The following is a 16,958-nucleotide window of genomic DNA, read 5'->3' as shown; positions in this document are numbered from 1 at the left end:
CCGGTGATGCGGACGATATTCGCCGCGATCGCCACCATGGCGGTGCAGGGCTCGGTGCTCAAATGGGTCTCCAACCATCGCCGGCATCATCTTCACTCCGACAAGCCCGGCGATGTCCACAGCCCTTACTATGACGGCGCCGGAAACCGCCATGTCAGCTTCGCCAAGGGGATGTTGCATGCGCAAGGCGGCTGGGTGTGGGACCAGGCCACCACCGATGCCGAATACTACGCCAGGGATATTCTGGCCGACCCGATCGCGATGTTCTTCACCAGGACACGCTGGTACTGGTACGCGGTCTCGGCGGTGTCGATTCCCGGCGCCATCGGCTACGCGCTTGGCGGCGTCGACGCGATGATCGGCTGCGTGTTGTTCGCCGGCCTGTTCCGCAGCTACGTCATGACGATGGCCACCTCGCTGGTCAACTCGGTCTGCCACAGCGACGGCCGCTACGGCTACCGCCGCTTCGAGACCCATGACGGCACCACCAACGAGCTGGTGACCACGATCCTCACCTTCGGTGAAGGGCTGCACAACAACCATCATCGGTTTCCGCGCGACGCCTACCTCTCGCACGCCTGGTACGAGATCGACATCAATGGCCTGATCATCCTGGGGCTTGGGAAAATCGGGCTCGTGCACGATATCTTCGTTCGCCCCGCATCCGGCGCCGGGGCCGTCGCCATCGAGACCCCAACCGACCGCGCCGCCGAGGACCTTGGCTCGCCCGGCGTACGGTAGAGTTGCCCGCTCTTCCCGGAAGCCGCGAACGCCATTCGGATCGCAGCCGACGCTGCATCAAACGCGCCGTTTGCGACAGCCATTCACTTCATCTCTTCCAGCAACTTCCGAGCTTCCCCCAACAAGTCCTGAATCCACCTTCGCTCCGCGATCGCCTCCCCCGTGAAGCGGCCGTGCTTGCGTGCGTTGCGGTTTTTTCTCGGCGCGCCGGATCCCGCTGCGCCGCCATGCATGCGGCAGCGCTTCTTGCCGCGCACCGCCGGCGCGCGGCACGAACCGCCGGAGCGGGTTCTGGCGCCACAGCGCGGGCTCGCCAGCATCGCCCCGGTATTTCCAGGGTGATCGCTCATGGCTGGGCTTCCCGCTCGGCCTCGGCGGAATCGCGTGCTTGCCTGGCCGGCGCGGCCTGCGGCGCCTTCCGCGCCGCAGGTGCCGGGTTCTGGTCCGACACGATCACGTGCGCATGCTGGGTGACGTTGCCGACAATGGCGTTGCCGCCGTCGCCGACCGAGACGTTCTGCACGGTGATGGCGGGCGCGCTTTGGCTGCGGTGGCGGTTGAGCGCCTCGATCTGGGCGGGGAAGGTGCGGGCGAGCCGGCCCAGTGCCCGCGCGGCGCTGTCCTGCTGGGCGAGGTCGTCGGAATTGGCCAGGCGATGGGCGCATCGCATCGCCATCACGTGAACCGAAACCATCTGCGCCACCAGCATGGCTTCGATCGAATCGCGGGGGCGAATGCTCCCCACCATCGACATCATGAAGCCGATGTTGACCTCGTCGGGGTTGCCGCCGCTGACGCTGGCCCGCACCAATTGACTGAGCATGCCATCCATCGCTTCGCGGTCCGCGACCCCCAATGCGTTCGCGATCAGCCGTTCGCCGGTCTCCGCGTCCGGATGGTCGATGAAGAAGCCGCGCTCCTGCACCTTGATCCGCGGGGTTGCGGCGGCGTCGGCCGGCCCGGTCGCGGCGATCGTGGTGGACGGCGTGGGTTCAATCGCGCTGTTCATGTCGGGGTTCCCCTGGGCCACGCGCGCTTTGCGCGCGCGGTTCGGCCACGCGCAGGCGATCGTTCGCCGCGGCGGTCGGTTGCGATGTCAATGGTGGGTGAGGGCGTGGGCCGCGACCCTGCCGACGCGCTTGTGCTTGCGGAGCGACCGGCATTTACAGGAATAGCGGGATGCTGAATTAGTGCCCCTGATTTGCCCGACGTGTCAAGTTTCCTGTCGACTGCCGGCGGCTTCCGGCTCCTTTGCATGGGGTTGTTTTCGATATTTTTTGAAAACGCGCAGCGTCGGGTTCCCGGCGGCAAGCGCGCCCTCGGCTTCGGCGCTTTGCCGCGAAAGCCCTTCCGGCTATACATCCTTCGAAATCACTGCGTCCCGCGAGGTCTCGTGACGGTTCCCCATCCCGCCGCCGGCAAACCGGTTGATGCCGCCTCGCTCGTCAACGTGCCGCGGCTGGTGACGGCGTATTTTTCCGAAAAGCCCGATCCTTCCGATCCGGCGCAGCGCGTCGCCTTCGGCACCTCGGGCCACCGCGGCTCGTCGCTGAAGAACGCCTTCAACGAAAACCACATCCTGGCGACGACGCAGGCGATCTGCGATCACCGCCGCGAAGCCGGGCTCGACGGCCCGCTGTTCGTCGGCATCGACACCCACGCGCTGGCCGAGCCGGCGCTGGCGAGCGCGATCGAGGTATTCGCCGCCAACGGCGTCGACATCATGATCGACGAGCGCGGCGGCTACACGCCGACACCTGTCATCTCGCATGCGATCCTGAGCTACAACAAGGGCAGGAGCGGCAGGCTCGCCGACGGCGTCGTGATGTCGCCGTCGCACAACCCGCCCGAGGACGGCGGCTACAAGTACAATCCGCCGCATGGCGGTCCGGCCGACACCGACGTGACCGGCAAGGTCGAAAAGGCCGCCAACGCCTATATCGAAGCCGGCATGAAGGGCGTGGCGCGAATGCCGCATGCGCGCGCCCGCCAGGCCTCATCGACGCATCTGCACGATTTTGTCGGCCCCTATGTCGCCGATCTCGGCAACGCGGTTGACCTCGCGCTGATCAAATCCTCCGGCGTCAAAATCGGGATCGATCCGCTCGGCGGCGCCGCCGTGCATTACTGGCAGCCGCTGATCGAGCGCTACGGGATCAATGCGACCGTCGTCAACGAGGCCGTCGATCCCACCTTCCGTTTCATGACCGCGGACTGGGACGGCAAGATCCGGATGGACTGCTCCTCGCCGTTCGCGATGGCGGGGCTGATCGCGATGCGCGACCGCTTCGACGTCGCCTTTGCCAACGACACCGACGCCGACCGCCACGGCATCGTGACCCGCAGCGGCGGGCTGATGAACCCGAACCACTTTCTCGCCGCCGCGATCGCCTACCTGTTCGCGCATCGGCCGCAATGGGGCGGCGAGGCCGCGATCGGCAAGACCATCGTCTCCAGTTCGATCATCGACCGCGTCGCCAAGAAGCTGAACCGCAGGCTGGTCGAGACTCCCGTCGGCTTCAAATGGTTCGTCGACGGGCTCGGCAGCGGCGCGTTTGGTTTTGCCGGCGAGGAGAGCGCCGGCGCGTCGTTCCTCAAGCGCGACGGCTCGGTGTGGACCACCGACAAGGACGGCATGGTGATGGGGCTGCTCGCCGCCGAGATGCTCGCCCGGACCGGCCGCGATCCGAGCCAGCTGTTCACCGGGCTGACGGACGAACTCGGCGTGCCCCACTACGAGCGGATCGACGTGCCGGCGACGCCGAAGCAGAAGACCGCCCTGAAGGCGCTCGGGCCGGAGCGACTCGATATGCGCCAGCTCGCCGGCGACCCCGTCACCGCGATCCGGACCCGGGCGCCGGGCAACGACCAGCCGTTCGGCGGCATCAAGGTCGAGACCGCGACCGGCTGGTTCGCCGCGCGCCCCTCCGGCACCGAGGACGTCTACAAGGTCTACGCCGAGAGTTTTCGCGACCCCGATCACCTCAAGGCGATTCAGCAGGATGCCCAGCGCGCCATCGCCAGGATTTTCTGACGTAGGTTGCGGCGATCACGCTGGAATCACGAGGGTTCACGCATTGTTTGAGAGGAGGGTTGTCAGGCAACGCGCTTGGGTGCGGGGCCTGAACGCCAGCGCGAAGCCATCGGGGGACGAAATGAGCGCAAAATCAGTTGTTTACCACCTGGACCGCAGGTCCGACCGAAGGCCAGAGAGCGACCCGGCTGACCAAATCGAGTGGCTGATGGCCGCATTGGGGCAATACACCCCTGCGGAGTTGCGTGAACTGCTCTATGTCGCGGAAGAGCCGGGGTTCTTCGATTTGATGCGCGGCCTGTTCGCGATGTCCGACGAGAGCCGCGCCGCCTTGCAGCACTTCCTCGAGCAAGGTCACCCGCCTTCGATGAACGCTAAGATCGACCCGATGCGCCGGCTGACGATCGAGCAGAACGACTCGGCTCAGCCAGTGAAGGCCTTCCCGCGTATCGTTACCTAGCCCGCGGCGCGGATCGCGACCCTCGCTCTCGGCATCTGTCCCGGAATGAATTCGCCGATCCAGTCGCGCCGGGACGCGTCGATGTGCCATGACATCGCTTCGGCCGAGGACGGCGCGGGATCCGGGATGTCCTTGCGGACCTCCCGGCCGTCCTGCCAGCCGCAACTATGCGAGTAGCGGGCCTTGCAGGCGAGGTGGATATCGCCATGGTGGCGCAGCACCGCGTATCCATCGGCGGGAAAAAACGTGCCGGCCAGTTCGATCGCCCCGGGTGGCTGACGCACCAGCAGGAACGTGCTCGTGGCTTGCGTTTCCGATTCCGAAACCAGCACGCCGAACAGGCTGTAGACCGGGGCGAGTGCCGGCGGTGCGGCCGCAGCGAACGGCTCGGCGATGGGGCCGGCTGTCGCAATCGAAAGATACTCGCCCTCCGGTCCCCAGCGGCAGGCAATCAGCCACTCGCGGCTGCGACCGCGAATTAAGGTTGGCTTGGCGTAGTCCGACCGGGCAAGATCGGCTGCCATGGCGATGACGAGGGCTTTCGCGAGCATGAGGTGTCTCCAGGGCGATGCGAAGCTGGCTGCTGGTCCGAGATTTGCGCGTCAGCCGTGAGGTCACCGTGAGCGGCGCCGCGAAATCCATCCAGGAATTGTTCACGCGCGCGGCGACATTGCTGCGCGGCGACGAACGGCCGGCGGCCGGCGATCACGAAGCGCAATCCCTGCTGCAGGCGCTGGACTACGCGATCCTTGCGCCCGGAGCGCATTGCGACCCCGTGACCGACAATCGCGCCCGCCTGCTTGTCGCCGCGGCCCGGTTCGCGCGCGTGTTCGAACTCGCAGCACCCGACGCGCCGGGCCTGGTCAGCTTCGGCGCGCAGTTCGATCCCGCGCTTGCCGATCCCATGCATGACGGAAGCCCGCTGGTCGGCGTTTCCGGCGTCGGCTTGACGCTGCAGGACGCGTTTCAGGGCTGCATCGGCGAGGGGATCGAGTATCTGTCGCAATTACAATGTGAAGCCGACCTGTTGCTCGAACCCGCAATCGGCGACGTGCCCGCCGGACTTGGCCCGATGGCGCATGAACTCGTCACGGCGTTGTCAGAGCGCAGAACCCAGCCGCAGCGGCCGCTCTCATGGTGCCGCGCGGACAGGTCGATTGACGGCGGCGAAGTTCTGTTGCCGGCGGACATCTGCCTGCGCCGCCCGCCGGCGCGGCGCGAGTTGACCCCGCCGTTCCCGCTGAGCATCGGATCCGCCGCCGGTCCGTCCAGGGAGGCGGCGGCGCTGCATGGCCTGCTGGAACTGATCGAGCGCGACGCGGCGAGCCTGTGGTGGCGCGGAGGCCAACCGGGCCGATCGGTTCCGCCCGTTCATGACGCCGGCATCGGCGCTGAGGCATTGTTACGGGAACTGCGGCGCGACACCTCCGCAAGGCGCAGGACATGGCTGCTCGACATCACAACCGACATCGGCGTACCCTGTGTCGCCGCCGTCTCGTGTCAGGCCGACGGTTCCGGCTTCGCCTTCGGCCTCGCGGCGAGACCGCGAATCGAGGCCGCGGTCCGCGCGGCGATCCTGGAGATGTGTCAGCTTGAACTGGCCGACGCCGTCGTGGCCACCAAACGCCGCGAGCGCGGCGATGGCGCGCTTAACGCGCAGGATCGAACCCACCTGCGTCGCGCCGCGATCAACGCGGATCAATGCCGGCTGCTGCAGCCGGTTTCCGAGCCCGCCACGCATCTTTCGATTCGCACAACCGAAGCGAGCGAGATATTTGGACTGATCGTTGAGCGTTTGCAAACATTCGGGATCGAGACCTTTTGCGTCGATCTCACCCGCCAATGCCTCAGCGTTCCCGTGATTCGCGTGATCGCGCCCGGCCTCCAGCTCGAGCCATCCGAGATCGTCACGGCAAGGTTGCGGGAGGCCATCGCGCGAACCGGCGGAGGCGCAACCTATACCGATGGGGTCGTCTTGATATAGGCTGGCCTGAAGCTGCCATCCGGTTCAGGGAATCCCATGCGCGTGAGCGTCATCGCCAGAGAGAAGGCTAGGCCGGCGCCGGAAAGCGCGCCGCGCCTGTCGGTGTCGCTGGTGGGACGCATCGGTTTGCAGTTCAATGGACGGCCGATCGAGCTGCGAACCCGCAAGGCCGGCGCCGTCCTCGGCTACCTCGCGCTCTCGGAGATGAAGCGGGAAAGCCGCGAACGGCTGGTCGGCCTGCTCTGGAGTCGCTCGGACGAAGAAAGGGCGCGCGCCTCGTTGCGGCAGGTCGTTCGCGAACTGCGTTCAGTGCTCGAAGAGGCGGGATATGGCGGTTTCATCGCGGAACGCCTCCTGATCGGCATCGACGCCGGACAGGTCGAAGTCGACATCGAGAGCGTGATTCAAATGGCCGAGAGCGGCCGTGTCCATCCGCTGCTGCTCGATGTCCCGCAGCTTGACGAGCGGCTGCTCGAAGGGCTCGGCGATCTCGACCCGTCGTTTCGGGTCTGGGTGCTGGCCAAGCGGCAAACCATCCATGAACGGTTGATGCGGAGTCTCGACGCCGGCCTGACGTCCGCGACTGTTACCGAAGACGTCAGAAAGCAGATGGCGGCGGCGATCGTCAACCTTGACCCGACCCACGAACAGGCCTGCCGCTATCTGATGCAAACGCATGCCGAGCAGGGAGATGTCGCCGGCGCATTGCGGATCTACAACGCGCTGTGGGATCTGCTTGATCGCGACTACGGCATGGAGCCCTCGCCGGCGAGCGAAGAACTCGTGGCGAACATCAAGCTCGGTGCCTTCGAGCGTGCTCCCTCGGCTCGCGGCGTGTCTACGCTGGATTTGAGCGCCGTCCGGAGCGGCAACCAACCCGTGGTTCCCCTGGTGTCTCCCGCCAAGACGCGGCTGGTGCTGCGGCCGTTCGCCATGCATGGCGTTGACGAAGATCGCAGCCATCTGGTGCAGGGATTTTCCCAGCATCTCGCCGCGTGTCTCGTGCGGTTCCGCGAATGGAGCGTCGTCGATCGCCCTCCGGCCGCACTGGTCCTTCCGGCGTCGGAGGCGGCGCAGTACTGCATCGAAGCCACCGCCTACCAGGCCGGCGGCGAAATCAACGTGGTCATGGTGCTGCGGGACGATAGCACCGGGATCTACGTCTGGAGCGAAAGCTTCCGCCTTGGCCTTGGCAACTGGTTTGAAGCGCAGCAGCGCATTATCCGTCGGATCGCGGCCTCCCTGAACGTGCAATTGTCGACCGAACGGCTGATGCGGCTTGCAGGCGAACCCGACGTGTCGCTCGATCTGCACGACCGCTGGCTGCGCGGGCAGAGCCTGATGGCGAAATTCGACCCTGAAAGCTGGCGACGGGCGGTAGCCATTTTTCGTGACGCCATCCGCGACAATCCGGCTTTCTCGCCGTGCTACAGCAGCCTCGTGCAGATGAATAACATCGAGCATTTCGTGCATCCCGGTCTGTTTCGCGATCTCGACAAGGCGAGGGCGACGCTTGAACTGGCGAAGACCGCCGTTCAACTGGATCCAGTGGATTCGAGAGCGCATCTGTGCTGCGGCTGGTCTTATGTGATGGCAGGTCGGGAGGCCGAGGCGGCGGCGCACATGGAGATCGCCTGCGAGCTCAACGACAATGATCCGTGGACCTTGCTGTCGAGCGCCCATTATGATGCCTTTTGCGGGTCGCTCGAGCAGGCCCGGATCCGGGCCGACCAGTCGCTCGCGCTATCGCCGGCGCCTTCCTACCTCGAGTGGGCGTATCATTGCACCATTCGCTTCATGTGCGGCGACTTCACCGGCGCCCTGGATGCTTGTGATCGGGCGCAAGGCGTCGTACCGATCTTGCCCGCCTGGCGGGCAGCGACCCTGTTTTATCTTGGGAAGGCAGAAGCGGCGCGTGAAGAGGCGCAGCGGTTCACCAATGGGCTGCGCTCGTTTTGGATTGGTTCATCCATTCCGACCGATGAGGTCATGGCTCAGTGGGTCATGCAGGCGCATCCCATCAGCGTTGGCGAGCGACGGGAAGCCCTCCGTCGTGGTTTAGGCGGCGCAGGGCTTCCGATCAAAGATGTCATCCCGTAGTTTGGATTTACGAAATTCTCAAGCGCAGAAACTGATTGTGTAGTCGCCGATACGTTCGGCATGCACCTTGAATTTGTCGGCTTCCGGGATCACCGGATCGAGCCCGTTGAACAGCCGCTTGTAAAAGGGCGGAAGCGGATAGGTTGCGCCCGGCTGCTTCAGCTTCTCTTCGGAATCTGCGATCGCGAAGGCGGGCGGCAAGCGTACCACGACAGTGTCCATCTGCTGTTCGACGAACTTGACCTTCGTGTAGCGATCCGGCACCGTCATGAACACTTGCGCCTTGGAGAGCTGCTCCTTGAACTCGTCGATCGTGGTCGGAATCGGATACTCGTTATCGTCTTCGAGGTAGTTCTTGCCCGTCGACCAAGTCTTCACCAGGTTGCCCCAGCGCTCGTGGTTGGTTACCTGCATTCTCTCGAGTGCCATCTGTTACTCCTCCGGGTTGCGTGAGACGGAACAATTCCGCTCACAGAAATGCGGGCACGGCCTGCTTCAGCTCGGCAATCTCGGTGGTGAATTCCACCAATTGGGCCATGTCCGAGATGTCGGGAATGTCCTGAAATACGTTTGCCGGGTAGAACTCGCGGGACACGCGGGCCAGCTGCTCGGCAAGCGAGCCCTCCCCAGACGAGTACGGGTCGCCGGCAAGCGCGCCGAAGATCACTTCAGCGACGATGATCGAACCGAGCGGTCCCAGACGCAGGCCCGCCTGTGGTTGCTGCATCGCCTCGAACAGGATGAAGAAGGGAAGCGGAGGATCGTTCGCGAGGGTTTCGATATCCGCGGCGGTCAATCCGCCATAGGCCGGCGCGGCGGCTAGCCACTGGCGGAGCGTATCGGCGCGATAGCGGCGGTCTGCAAGCAGGCGCGATGTGGCGATGAAATGCGGCCTGCGGCTGCCGATTTCGGCCACCAGTGCATCGACCGACCACATGCCCGCCAGCCCTGCGCCGAGCAGGTCGCGATAGAGCAGCCCAACGCGCGCCGTCGCGTCGAAAGCCGGGAATATCTGCTCGTTGCCCAGCCCGTCGCTGAGATACGGGCCGATGCGGCGGCTGTAGTTCGGTTTCGATCCGTTGATCGCAAAGAAGCGCGACCATTGCACCATCCACGTTTCGTCGAGCGGCATATTGGCCGGGTCGTTCGCCGAGCTCTTTTCGAGGGTGTTGTTGAGGTCGTGGGTTGAGAGATCGTTGATGCGATATTCGGGCCGGACCATGGCATGACCGAAGCGAAATGCGCCGTGCGAAAACTCGAACGGAATTTGCCAGCCGCCCGCGCCGCCCGTGGCGGGCCCGGGACGGTCGATGAAATGCGGGGCCGGCCCGCAATAGGCCGAGTAGATCGCAGGATGGATCACGCGCCGCATCAGGTCGTTGCGCAGAATCTTGTGATAGATCGCCGTCAGTGCGCCGCGGGCGCACAGGAAGCGCTTGTAGGCCGCGCCAAACTGCCCGTTCGGACCCGGGTCGCGTTCCTGGCGGCGAATGACATCGACCAGCGCGTTGTGCAGCAGCGCGAACAGCGCGGTCAACTGCGACATCACGGCGTGATCGTCGTTGCGCGGGTCGGCCACCAGCGCCTCCGTGAGGCCAACGCGCACGCCGGCGATGCTGCGATCGACGCCTGTTAGGTTCTCCGCCGGTGCCCGCGCGATGTCGCGAAACGGGCAGCCGGTCTTGGGTTCGTTCTCCTTCCAGCGCATCCGCCCGAGCCGCAGCTTGGTCCGCCGGTCGTCGGCAGGCGCGTCGAGCGCGTAGATGTGCGGTGTCCCGACCGGGCCGCTGCCGAACAGCGTTTCCAACTGCAGTGGTGCGCGGCGGGCGTTGGCGGTCCTGCCCAACCCCCCCGCGACCGAAATCGGGATCGCCGAATGAACCAGATCATGCGCGACGAACTGCAGCAGATAGGTATATCCCGAAGGAACGAGAGGATTCTCCCAGCATTCCGCTGCGGCGTCATTATGTTGAGGCCATTTGATCTCAGCGTCCATCCGCCGGGAGAGGCGATGCATCAATTCTCGCAGTCGCGGCAGAACGGCCGGCGAAACCAGTGGGTCGACGCCGAACGCCCGAAAGCGTTGCGCTGAACGCGGGGTGCTGAGGAAGTGGCGAAAGCCGGGCGGGGATGCCGCTGGCCCACGGGCGCGCGCCTCAATCCCGGAAGTCGGCAAAGCGGCCGCCTCAACGATGTTGTGCAGTGACATTGAACGTTTCCCGGCCCGCTACCTTGAAGGTTAGGTTGCGGGAAAAGTCGTGAAATTATCGTGAGTTAGCTTCTTGGGCCTGTGGACACCTGTGGACATCTTTGGCCGCGCGATGTCCGAGCCGGCGCTTGGGAGAAGAAGCCCCGTAGACCGCCGCAAGGACGCAGCTTGCGGGTCGAGCCGCGCTACCTAAATCAAGCGGAGGGCAGCCTGAGTTCGTTGCCTCTTCTCTTGAGCGAGAAACTTCTGGCGGCGTCCGGCTATGGCTGCCCGAAAATCTATGGTGCCTGAAAACCGGTTGCCTTCCACAAATACGTTTGATGTGTGAGGCGGCATTGCCAAATGAGTGATCGATGAGTCGTCGCTTCGCGCTTTTCCTGGCCGTGATTGCAGCGGTCCTGGTGGCCTTGACCCTCTCCAACATCCGCTACAGCCCGTGGACACACTCGACCGCTCGACCCGTCGAGCAGCGCGGGCCGCTTTCCGATGCCGAGCGGGCCAACATCGAACTCTTCGAGCGCGTCTCACCGTCGGTGGTGCAGGTCGCGGTTCGATCCGGCTCCGCCATTCCGTTCATGCAAGACGAAGGCGGCGCGGCTTCCGGCAGCGGCACCGGATTTGTCTGGGACAACAACGGCCACGTGGTCACCAATAATCATGTCATACAAGGCGGCCGTGACGTCGCGGTACGCTTCGCATCAGGGGAAGTGGCCCGGGCCGAAATCATCGGCGTGGCGCCCAACTACGATCTGGCGGTCTTACGGATCAGGAATCCCCGCCAACTGCCCCCGCCGGTGGCGCTTGGAAGTTCAAGCGAACTCAAGGTTGGTCAATCGGCGTTTGCGATTGGCAATCCGTTCGGGCTGGACCAATCCCTGACCAGCGGGATCATCAGCGCGCTCAAGCGGCGTCTGCCGACCGACAGCGGCCGCGAGATCACCAACGTGATCCAGACCGACACCGCGATCAATCCCGGCAATTCGGGAGGTCCGCTGCTGGATTCGGCCGGACGGCTGATCGGCGTCAACACCGCAATCATCTCGCCCTCGGGCTCCAGCGCCGGCATCGGTTTCGCGGTCCCGGTCGATATCGTCAATCGCGTGGTGCCCGACCTGATCCAGAACGGCCGGGTGCCGACGCCGGGCATCGGCATCGTCGCTGCCAGCGAGGCGGTTGCGGCGCGTATGGGGGTCGAAGGGGTGATCGTCGTTCGCACCGCGCCCTCAAGTCCGGCCGAGCGCGCCGGCATCCGCGGCGTCGACTTCGGCTCAGGTGCGGTCGGCGACGTCATCGTTCAGGTCGACGGCAAGCCGGTCCGACGCCTTTCCGATCTGACGGATCAGATCGAGCAGGTCGGCGCGGGCAACAGCGTCCGCATCGGCATCAAACGCGGGTCGGAGACGCGCGACGTCAATGTCCAGGTCGTGGACATCTCCCGCGGCCAATAGATCAGATCTTGGCGGCGCGAATTACCCCTGCGGTCTCCCGTGCCCGTCGGCGCTGTCGCAACTGTTCCAGCGAGGCGTCCTGCGGCGAGTTGTCTTATGCCGAAAAGCCGGTAAAACCCCGGCCTAATTGAACAAGAAGCTCGAAGGACAAACTGATGAACATTCTTCCCGGCAATTTGCGTTTTGGTGCGGGCCAGCCGGTTCGGCGTTTGGAAGACCAGAGATTGCTTACCGGGAAGGGGCAGTTCATCGACGACAAGCCGGAGGACGGCGCGCTTTGGCTGCATGTGCTGCGCTCGCCGCATGCGCACGCCAGGATTGTCGCGATCGACACCGCGGCGGCGGCCGGGATGCCAGGCGTTGCAGCGGTTTACACCGGCGTCGATCTGGTCAGGGACGATATCGGCACGCTACCGACGCTTGCCATCTTCAAGCGGCCGGACGGCACGGCGATGACGGTGCCGCCGCGGCGGTTGCTCGCCCATGAAGTCGTGCGCTACGCCGGCGAGGCGGTAGCAGCCGTGGTGGCGACGTCGCGCGTTCTGGCGCAGAACGCGGCGGAGGCGATTGCGGTCGACTATGAGGTGCTGCCGTCGGTGGTCGATCCTCTGGAAGCGATCAAGCCGGGCGCGCCGCTGGTATGGCCGGATGCGCCCGACAATGTCGTCGCTGCGATGAGCTACGGCGACGCGGCCAAGGTCGAGGCCGCGTTCGCCACGGCCGCACACGTGGTCTCGCTCGATCTGGTCAGCCAGCGGCTGATTCCCTCGGCGATGGAGCCGCGCTCGACGATTGCCGAGATCGACAGGAAATCCGGCCGGTTGATCCTGCACGTGCAATCGCAGACCCCTGCCTCCACCCGCGACGTGCTCGCGGAGGCGGTGCTGAAGCGGCCAAAGGAAAGCGTTCGCGTGCTGGTTGGCGACATCGGCGGCGGCTTCGGACAGAAGACCAATCTTTATCCGGAAGACGGCATCGTCGCCTACGCCGCGACAAAACTGGCTAAGAAGATTCGCTGGCGCGGCGAGCGCACCGACGAATTCGTTGGAGGCACTCACGGCCGCGATCTCACCTCGACCGCCGCACTCGCGCTCGACGCCAGGGGCCGCGTGCAGGCCTATCGCGTCCGCTCGGTCGGCGGCACCGGCGCCTATTGCTCAGGTGCAGCCAACATCATTCCGCTGGTGCTTGGTCCGTTCGTGCAGACCGGCGTCTACGACCTGCCGCTGGTGCATTTCGAAGTGAAGTCGGTGATGACCCATACCGCGCCGATCGGCGCCTATCGCGGCGCCGGCCGGCCCGAGGCGGTGTTCATCGTCGAGCGGCTGATGGATGCTGCCGCGCGCCAGATCGGAATCGATCCGCGCGCCATCCGCAAGATGAACTACATCAAGCCGGCGCAGCTGCCCTATACCAACGCAGTTGGTCAGGTCTACGACTCCGGCGCGTTCGCGCATATGCTGTCGCGGGCGTCCGAACTGGCGGATTGGGACGGCTTCGCCGCCCGCAAGCGGGTGGCGAAGAAGAAGGGCCTGCTCTACGGCCGCGGCCTCACCAGCTACATCGAATGGACCGGCGGGCGCGCGCATACCGAAAAGGTCAGTCTGCACGCCACCGCCGAGGGGCGCATCGTCCTGCATTCCGGAACGATGGCGATGGGACAGGGACTGCAAACCACCTACACGCAAATGGTATCCGACGCGCTCGGCATTGCCATGGACAAGATCGACGTGGTGCAGGGCGACACCGATCTGGCCACCGGCTTCGGGAGCGTCGGCTCGCGCTCGCTCTTTGTAGGCGGCACCGCGGTCGCCGTCTCAACCAATGACATGATCAACAAGGCGCGCGAGAAGGCCGCAACCCTGCTGGAAACCTCCGTCGGGGACATTGAATATCGCGATGGCTGGCTGACCGTGGTCGGCACCGACCGGCGCGTCAGCCTGTTCGAGATCGCAAAAAAGGAAAATGGCGCGCGGCTTTCCGTGGATTCCGAAGGCGAGGTCGATGGTCCGAGCTGGCCGAACGGCGCGCATGTCTGCGAGATCGAGATCGATCCGGAAACCGGCGTCAGCAAGGTAGTGCGCTACACCACGGTCGACGACGTCGGCATCGCCGTCAATCCGATGCTGGTTACCGGCCAGGTGCATGGCGGCGTGGCGCAAGGCATCGGGCAGGCGCTGTATGAGGGCGTCGTCTACAACGAGGAAGGCCAGTTGCTGACCGCGAGCTACCAGGACTATTGCGTGCCGCGCGCCGACGACATTCCGCCGATTGCGGTGACGCTGGATCAATCCGCGCCCTGCCGCACCAACCCGCTTGGCGCCAAGGGTTGCGGCGAGTCCGGCGCCATCGGCGGTCCACCCTGTATCACCAACGGCGTGATGGACGCCTTGAGCGAACTCGGCATCAAGCAACTCAACACGCCATTGACGCCGGCGAAAATCTGGCAGGCGATCCGGGATGCGAAGGCGGGGGTGTGAGGGACGCGCTCTCTCCACTGTCATTCCGGGGCAACGCGAAGCGTTGAACCCGGAATCTATTGGGCCGCATGCTTCGTTGCGAAATGGATTCCGGGTTCAGCCCTGCGGGCTGCCCCGGAATGACGGCGGAGAGAGGGCCTACAACCCCAACACCATCTTCGCCACGATGTCCCGCTGGATCTCCGAGGAGCCGCCGAAGATCGTGTAGGCGCGGCCGTTCAGATATTCGGGCACGACCGGGAGCATCTCCTCGGGAATTCCCGGCGTCTCGTTGAGCCGGTAGAGCGGCCGCATCGGCTCGACATAGAGCCCGTCATGACCGATCACCTCGACGCCGAGCCGCGTCACCGCCTGGCGGATTTCGCTGACCCGCAGCTTCAGCAGCGACGACACCGCGCCCGGATTCTGCCCGGTCTGCAGCGCCGACAGCACGCGCAACTCGGTCATCTCAAGCGTGTCGATATCGACCTCGATCTCCGACATTCGCACCGCGATATCGGGATCGTCGATGGCGCGTCCGGTGGCGTCGGACCGGGCCAGGTCGGAAACCGTCTTCAGCGCGTCGCGCAGTTTCGCCGAGGCGATGCCGGAGCCGCGCTCGAACTCGAGCAGATATTTGCCGTAGGTCCAGCCCTTGCCTTCCTCGCCGACCCGGTTGGCGACGGGCACGCGCACATCGTCGAAGAACACCTGGTTGACCTCGTGGTCGCCGCCGATAGTCAGGATCGGTCGGGTGGTGATGCCGGGGCTCTTCATGTCGATCAGGATGAAGCTGATGCCGTCCTGCTGCCGCTCGGTCTCGCTGGTGCGCACCAGCGCGAACATCCGGTTGGCGTGATGGGCGTGGGTAGTCCAGATCTTGGTGCCGTTGACGACGTAGTCGTCGCCGTCGCGCACTGCGCGGGTTTTCAGCGAGGCGAGGTCGGATCCGGAGCCGGGTTCCGAATAGCCCTGGCACCAGTAGTCTTCGCCGGAGAGAATCCGCGGCAGGTAGAAATTCTTCTGCGCGGGTGAGCCGAAGCCGATGATGACGGGGCCGACCATCTTGACGCCCATGACATTCACGTTCGGCGCGCCGGCGCGGGCGCATTCGGCCTCGAAGATCCAGCGCTGCGCCGGCGTCCAGTCCGGCCCACCATGCTCGACCGGCCAGCCCGGCGCACCCCAGCCCTTCTTGTGCAAGGCGCGCTGCCAGGCCATGCCGATGTCGGGGTCGGAGAACACCGAGGGCGTCAACGCGGTCGCGCGCTTCATCTCCGCCGTGAGGTTGGCCGCGATGAAGTCGCGGACTTCCTGCTCGAAGGCGCGCTCTTCGGCGTTGAAACTGAGATCCATGGTGTGCTCCTGTTCAGGCCTGAGCGGCGCGGCCGCCAAGCGCGGCGTGACGGCGATAATGGTGGGCGCTGCCGCCGAACAGCGTGTCGAAGGCGAGCAGGCGCTTGAAATAGGCGCCGATGTCGAGCTCCTCGGTGACCCCCATCGCGCCGTGAAGCTGGACGGATTGCTCGGCAACGTAGCGCGCGCATTTGCCGATCTTGGCTTTCGCGCCCGAGGCCGCGCGGCTGCGTTCAACCGGTTCGGCATTGATCATCAGCGCGGCGCGCAACGCCATCGAGCGCGCCTCGTCGCACTGCATCGCCATGTCGGCCAGCCGGTGACGGATCACCTGGTTGGCGGACAGCGGCCGTCCGAATTGCTTTCGCATTTTGGTGTATTCGAGCGTCTGGTCCAGCAGCGTCTGCATGATGCCGACGGCCTCGGCGCCGAGCGCGGCCATCGCCCGATCGACCGCCGCTTCGATCGCGGGCAATACGTCGCTGATATCGCCGAGCAGGGCGTCGGCGGAAAGCCTGACGTCGCCGAGGTCGAGGTTGCAGGCCCTGCCACCGCCAAGGCGGGCGAAGTCGCGCGCGGCGAGGCCAGGCGCGCTTCGTGGCGCCAGGAACAGGCCGAGCCTGCCGGCTTTCCCGCGTCCGTCGTCAATGCGGGCCGAGACGATGATCTGGCCGGCGGCGCTGCCGTCGAGCACCGCGATCTTGTGCCCGTCGAGGCGCCAGCCGTCAGGCGTCTTCTTCGCGGTGGTCCGAACGTCCGCCAGATCGAACCGCGCCTGGCGTTCCGAATGCGCAAACGCCAGCACCAGCGAACCCTCGGCGATTTTCGGGAGCAGCGCCTGCTTCTGCGCTTTGGTGCCGCATGCTGATATCAGCGATGCGCCGATCACGACGGTGGAGAGATAGGGTTCGCAAGCAAGTCCCCGCCCGAACGCTTCCATCAGGATGCCGATTTCGACGGCGCCGCCGCCAAGCCCGCCATCGGTCTCGGCAATCGGCAGCGCCAGCCAGCCGAGGTCCGCGAACCGTTTCCAGATCTCGGGGCTGAAGCCTGCGGTATCGTTGGCGAGCCTGCGGCGACGGTCGGCGGTGTAGGTCTCCTTGACGAAGCGGTCGACGCTTTCGCGCAGCAGCCGCTGCTCGTCGCTCAAGGTGAGGTCCATCTGAT

At 65.2% G+C, this 16,958-nt stretch carries 14 protein-coding genes; 7 read left to right on the top strand and 7 right to left on the bottom strand.

Annotation, left to right across the window (positions count from 1 at the left end; all coding sequences use genetic code 11):
- Positions 1-741: fatty acid desaturase (locus Q0D31_RS22160; RefSeq protein ID WP_291856079.1), on the top strand; the 741-nt coding region annotated here is incomplete at its 5' end.
- An 83-nt stretch (positions 742-824) separates the two neighbouring features.
- On the opposite strand, the gene Q0D31_RS22155 is transcribed toward Q0D31_RS22160, so the two are convergent.
- A complete protein-coding gene (locus tag Q0D31_RS22155) occupies positions 825-1,091 on the bottom strand; it encodes an HGGxSTG domain-containing protein (protein WP_291856077.1) in 267 nt (88 codons plus the stop codon).
- Positions 1,088-1,750 carry a hypothetical protein gene (locus Q0D31_RS22150; RefSeq protein ID WP_291856075.1) on the bottom strand — a complete coding sequence of 221 codons (663 nt, stop codon included), beginning with the start codon at positions 1,748-1,750 and terminating at the stop codon, positions 1,088-1,090. Before Q0D31_RS22150 ends, Q0D31_RS22155 begins: the two co-directional genes overlap by 4 nt.
- A 384-nt stretch (positions 1,751-2,134) precedes the next feature.
- Between Q0D31_RS22150 and pgm the strand changes: the two genes are divergently transcribed.
- Both pgm and Q0D31_RS22140 read left to right on the top strand, forming a co-directional pair.
- On the top strand, positions 2,135-3,775 hold the full coding sequence (gene pgm / locus Q0D31_RS22145; protein ID WP_291856073.1) for a phosphoglucomutase (alpha-D-glucose-1,6-bisphosphate-dependent): 1,641 nt from the start codon (positions 2,135-2,137) through the stop codon (positions 3,773-3,775).
- A 121-nt stretch (positions 3,776-3,896) separates the two neighbouring features.
- Positions 3,897-4,235: a hypothetical protein gene (locus tag Q0D31_RS22140; RefSeq protein WP_291856071.1), complete on the top strand. Its 339-nt coding sequence runs from the start codon at positions 3,897-3,899 to the stop codon at positions 4,233-4,235.
- Here the strand turns inward: Q0D31_RS22140 and Q0D31_RS22135 are convergent.
- Positions 4,232-4,786 carry a hypothetical protein gene (locus Q0D31_RS22135; protein WP_291856069.1) on the bottom strand — a complete coding sequence of 185 codons (555 nt, stop codon included), beginning with the start codon at positions 4,784-4,786 and terminating at the stop codon, positions 4,232-4,234. The genes Q0D31_RS22140 and Q0D31_RS22135 overlap by 4 nt on opposite strands.
- A 17-nt stretch (positions 4,787-4,803) precedes the next feature.
- Here Q0D31_RS22135 and Q0D31_RS22130 point away from each other — a divergent pair, with 17 nt between their 5' ends.
- Together Q0D31_RS22130 and Q0D31_RS22125 are read left to right on the top strand one after the other, a co-directional pair.
- Positions 4,804-6,219, top strand: a complete 1,416-nt coding sequence (locus Q0D31_RS22130) for a YcaO-like family protein (protein ID WP_291856067.1) — start codon at positions 4,804-4,806, stop codon at positions 6,217-6,219.
- 309 nt (positions 6,220-6,528) lie between these two features.
- Entirely contained in the window at positions 6,529-8,319 is a 1,791-nt protein-coding gene (locus Q0D31_RS22125) for a BTAD domain-containing putative transcriptional regulator (protein ID WP_291856065.1), read from the top strand.
- Between the two features lie 18 nt (positions 8,320-8,337).
- Here Q0D31_RS22125 and Q0D31_RS22120 read toward each other — a convergent pair whose 3' ends face one another.
- Together Q0D31_RS22120 and Q0D31_RS22115 are read right to left on the bottom strand one after the other, a co-directional pair.
- Positions 8,338-8,748, bottom strand: a complete 411-nt coding sequence (locus tag Q0D31_RS22120; protein ID WP_291856063.1) for a hypothetical protein — start codon at positions 8,746-8,748, stop codon at positions 8,338-8,340.
- Between the two features lie 40 nt (positions 8,749-8,788).
- Positions 8,789-10,336: a peroxidase family protein gene (locus tag Q0D31_RS22115; protein ID WP_291856061.1), complete on the bottom strand. Its 1,548-nt coding sequence runs from the start codon at positions 10,334-10,336 to the stop codon at positions 8,789-8,791.
- Between the two features lie 545 nt (positions 10,337-10,881).
- Here Q0D31_RS22115 and Q0D31_RS22110 point away from each other — a divergent pair.
- Complete coding sequence (locus Q0D31_RS22110; protein ID WP_291856059.1) at positions 10,882-11,976, top strand: trypsin-like peptidase domain-containing protein; 1,095 nt, start codon at positions 10,882-10,884, stop codon at positions 11,974-11,976.
- Between the two features lie 155 nt (positions 11,977-12,131).
- A complete protein-coding gene (locus Q0D31_RS22105) occupies positions 12,132-14,456 on the top strand; it encodes a xanthine dehydrogenase family protein molybdopterin-binding subunit (protein ID WP_291856057.1) in 2,325 nt (774 codons plus the stop codon).
- Between the two features lie 138 nt (positions 14,457-14,594).
- On the opposite strand, the gene Q0D31_RS22100 is transcribed toward Q0D31_RS22105, so the two are convergent.
- On the bottom strand, positions 14,595-15,791 hold the full coding sequence (locus Q0D31_RS22100) for an acyl-CoA dehydrogenase family protein (RefSeq protein ID WP_291856055.1): 1,197 nt from the start codon (positions 15,789-15,791) through the stop codon (positions 14,595-14,597).
- A 13-nt stretch (positions 15,792-15,804) separates the two neighbouring features.
- Positions 15,805-16,953: an acyl-CoA dehydrogenase gene (locus tag Q0D31_RS22095; RefSeq protein WP_291856053.1), complete on the bottom strand. Its 1,149-nt coding sequence runs from the start codon at positions 16,951-16,953 to the stop codon at positions 15,805-15,807.
- Positions 16,954-16,958 lie beyond the last annotated feature (5 nt).

The sequence above is a fragment of the Bradyrhizobium sp. genome, from assembly GCF_022844465.1.
Lineage (GTDB): Bacteria > Pseudomonadota > Alphaproteobacteria > Rhizobiales > Xanthobacteraceae > Bradyrhizobium.
Note: the sequence above shows the minus strand (reverse complement) of the source record. Positions and strands in the feature narration are given on the sequence as shown.

Excerpts from the sequence above, each read along its gene's own strand:
- Q0D31_RS22155 (WP_291856077.1), bottom strand. The coding sequence starts at position 1,091 with ATGAGCGATCACCCTGGAAATACCGGGGCGATGCTGGCGAGCCCGCGC.
- Q0D31_RS22150 (WP_291856075.1), bottom strand. The coding sequence starts at position 1,750 with ATGAACAGCGCGATTGAACCCACGCCGTCCACCACGATCGCCGCGACC.
- Q0D31_RS22140 (WP_291856071.1), top strand. The coding sequence starts at position 3,897 with ATGAGCGCAAAATCAGTTGTTTACCACCTGGACCGCAGGTCCGACCGA.
- Q0D31_RS22135 (WP_291856069.1), bottom strand. The coding sequence starts at position 4,786 with ATGCTCGCGAAAGCCCTCGTCATCGCCATGGCAGCCGATCTTGCCCGG.
- Q0D31_RS22130 (WP_291856067.1), top strand. The coding sequence starts at position 4,804 with ATGCGAAGCTGGCTGCTGGTCCGAGATTTGCGCGTCAGCCGTGAGGTC.
- Q0D31_RS22120 (WP_291856063.1), bottom strand. The coding sequence starts at position 8,748 with ATGGCACTCGAGAGAATGCAGGTAACCAACCACGAGCGCTGGGGCAAC.
- Q0D31_RS22115 (WP_291856061.1), bottom strand. The coding sequence starts at position 10,336 with ATGCATCGCCTCTCCCGGCGGATGGACGCTGAGATCAAATGGCCTCAA.
- Q0D31_RS22110 (WP_291856059.1), top strand. The coding sequence starts at position 10,882 with ATGAGTCGTCGCTTCGCGCTTTTCCTGGCCGTGATTGCAGCGGTCCTG.
- Q0D31_RS22105 (WP_291856057.1), top strand. The coding sequence starts at position 12,132 with ATGAACATTCTTCCCGGCAATTTGCGTTTTGGTGCGGGCCAGCCGGTT.
- Q0D31_RS22100 (WP_291856055.1), bottom strand. The coding sequence starts at position 15,791 with ATGGATCTCAGTTTCAACGCCGAAGAGCGCGCCTTCGAGCAGGAAGTC.
- Q0D31_RS22095 (WP_291856053.1), bottom strand. The coding sequence starts at position 16,953 with ATGGACCTCACCTTGAGCGACGAGCAGCGGCTGCTGCGCGAAAGCGTC.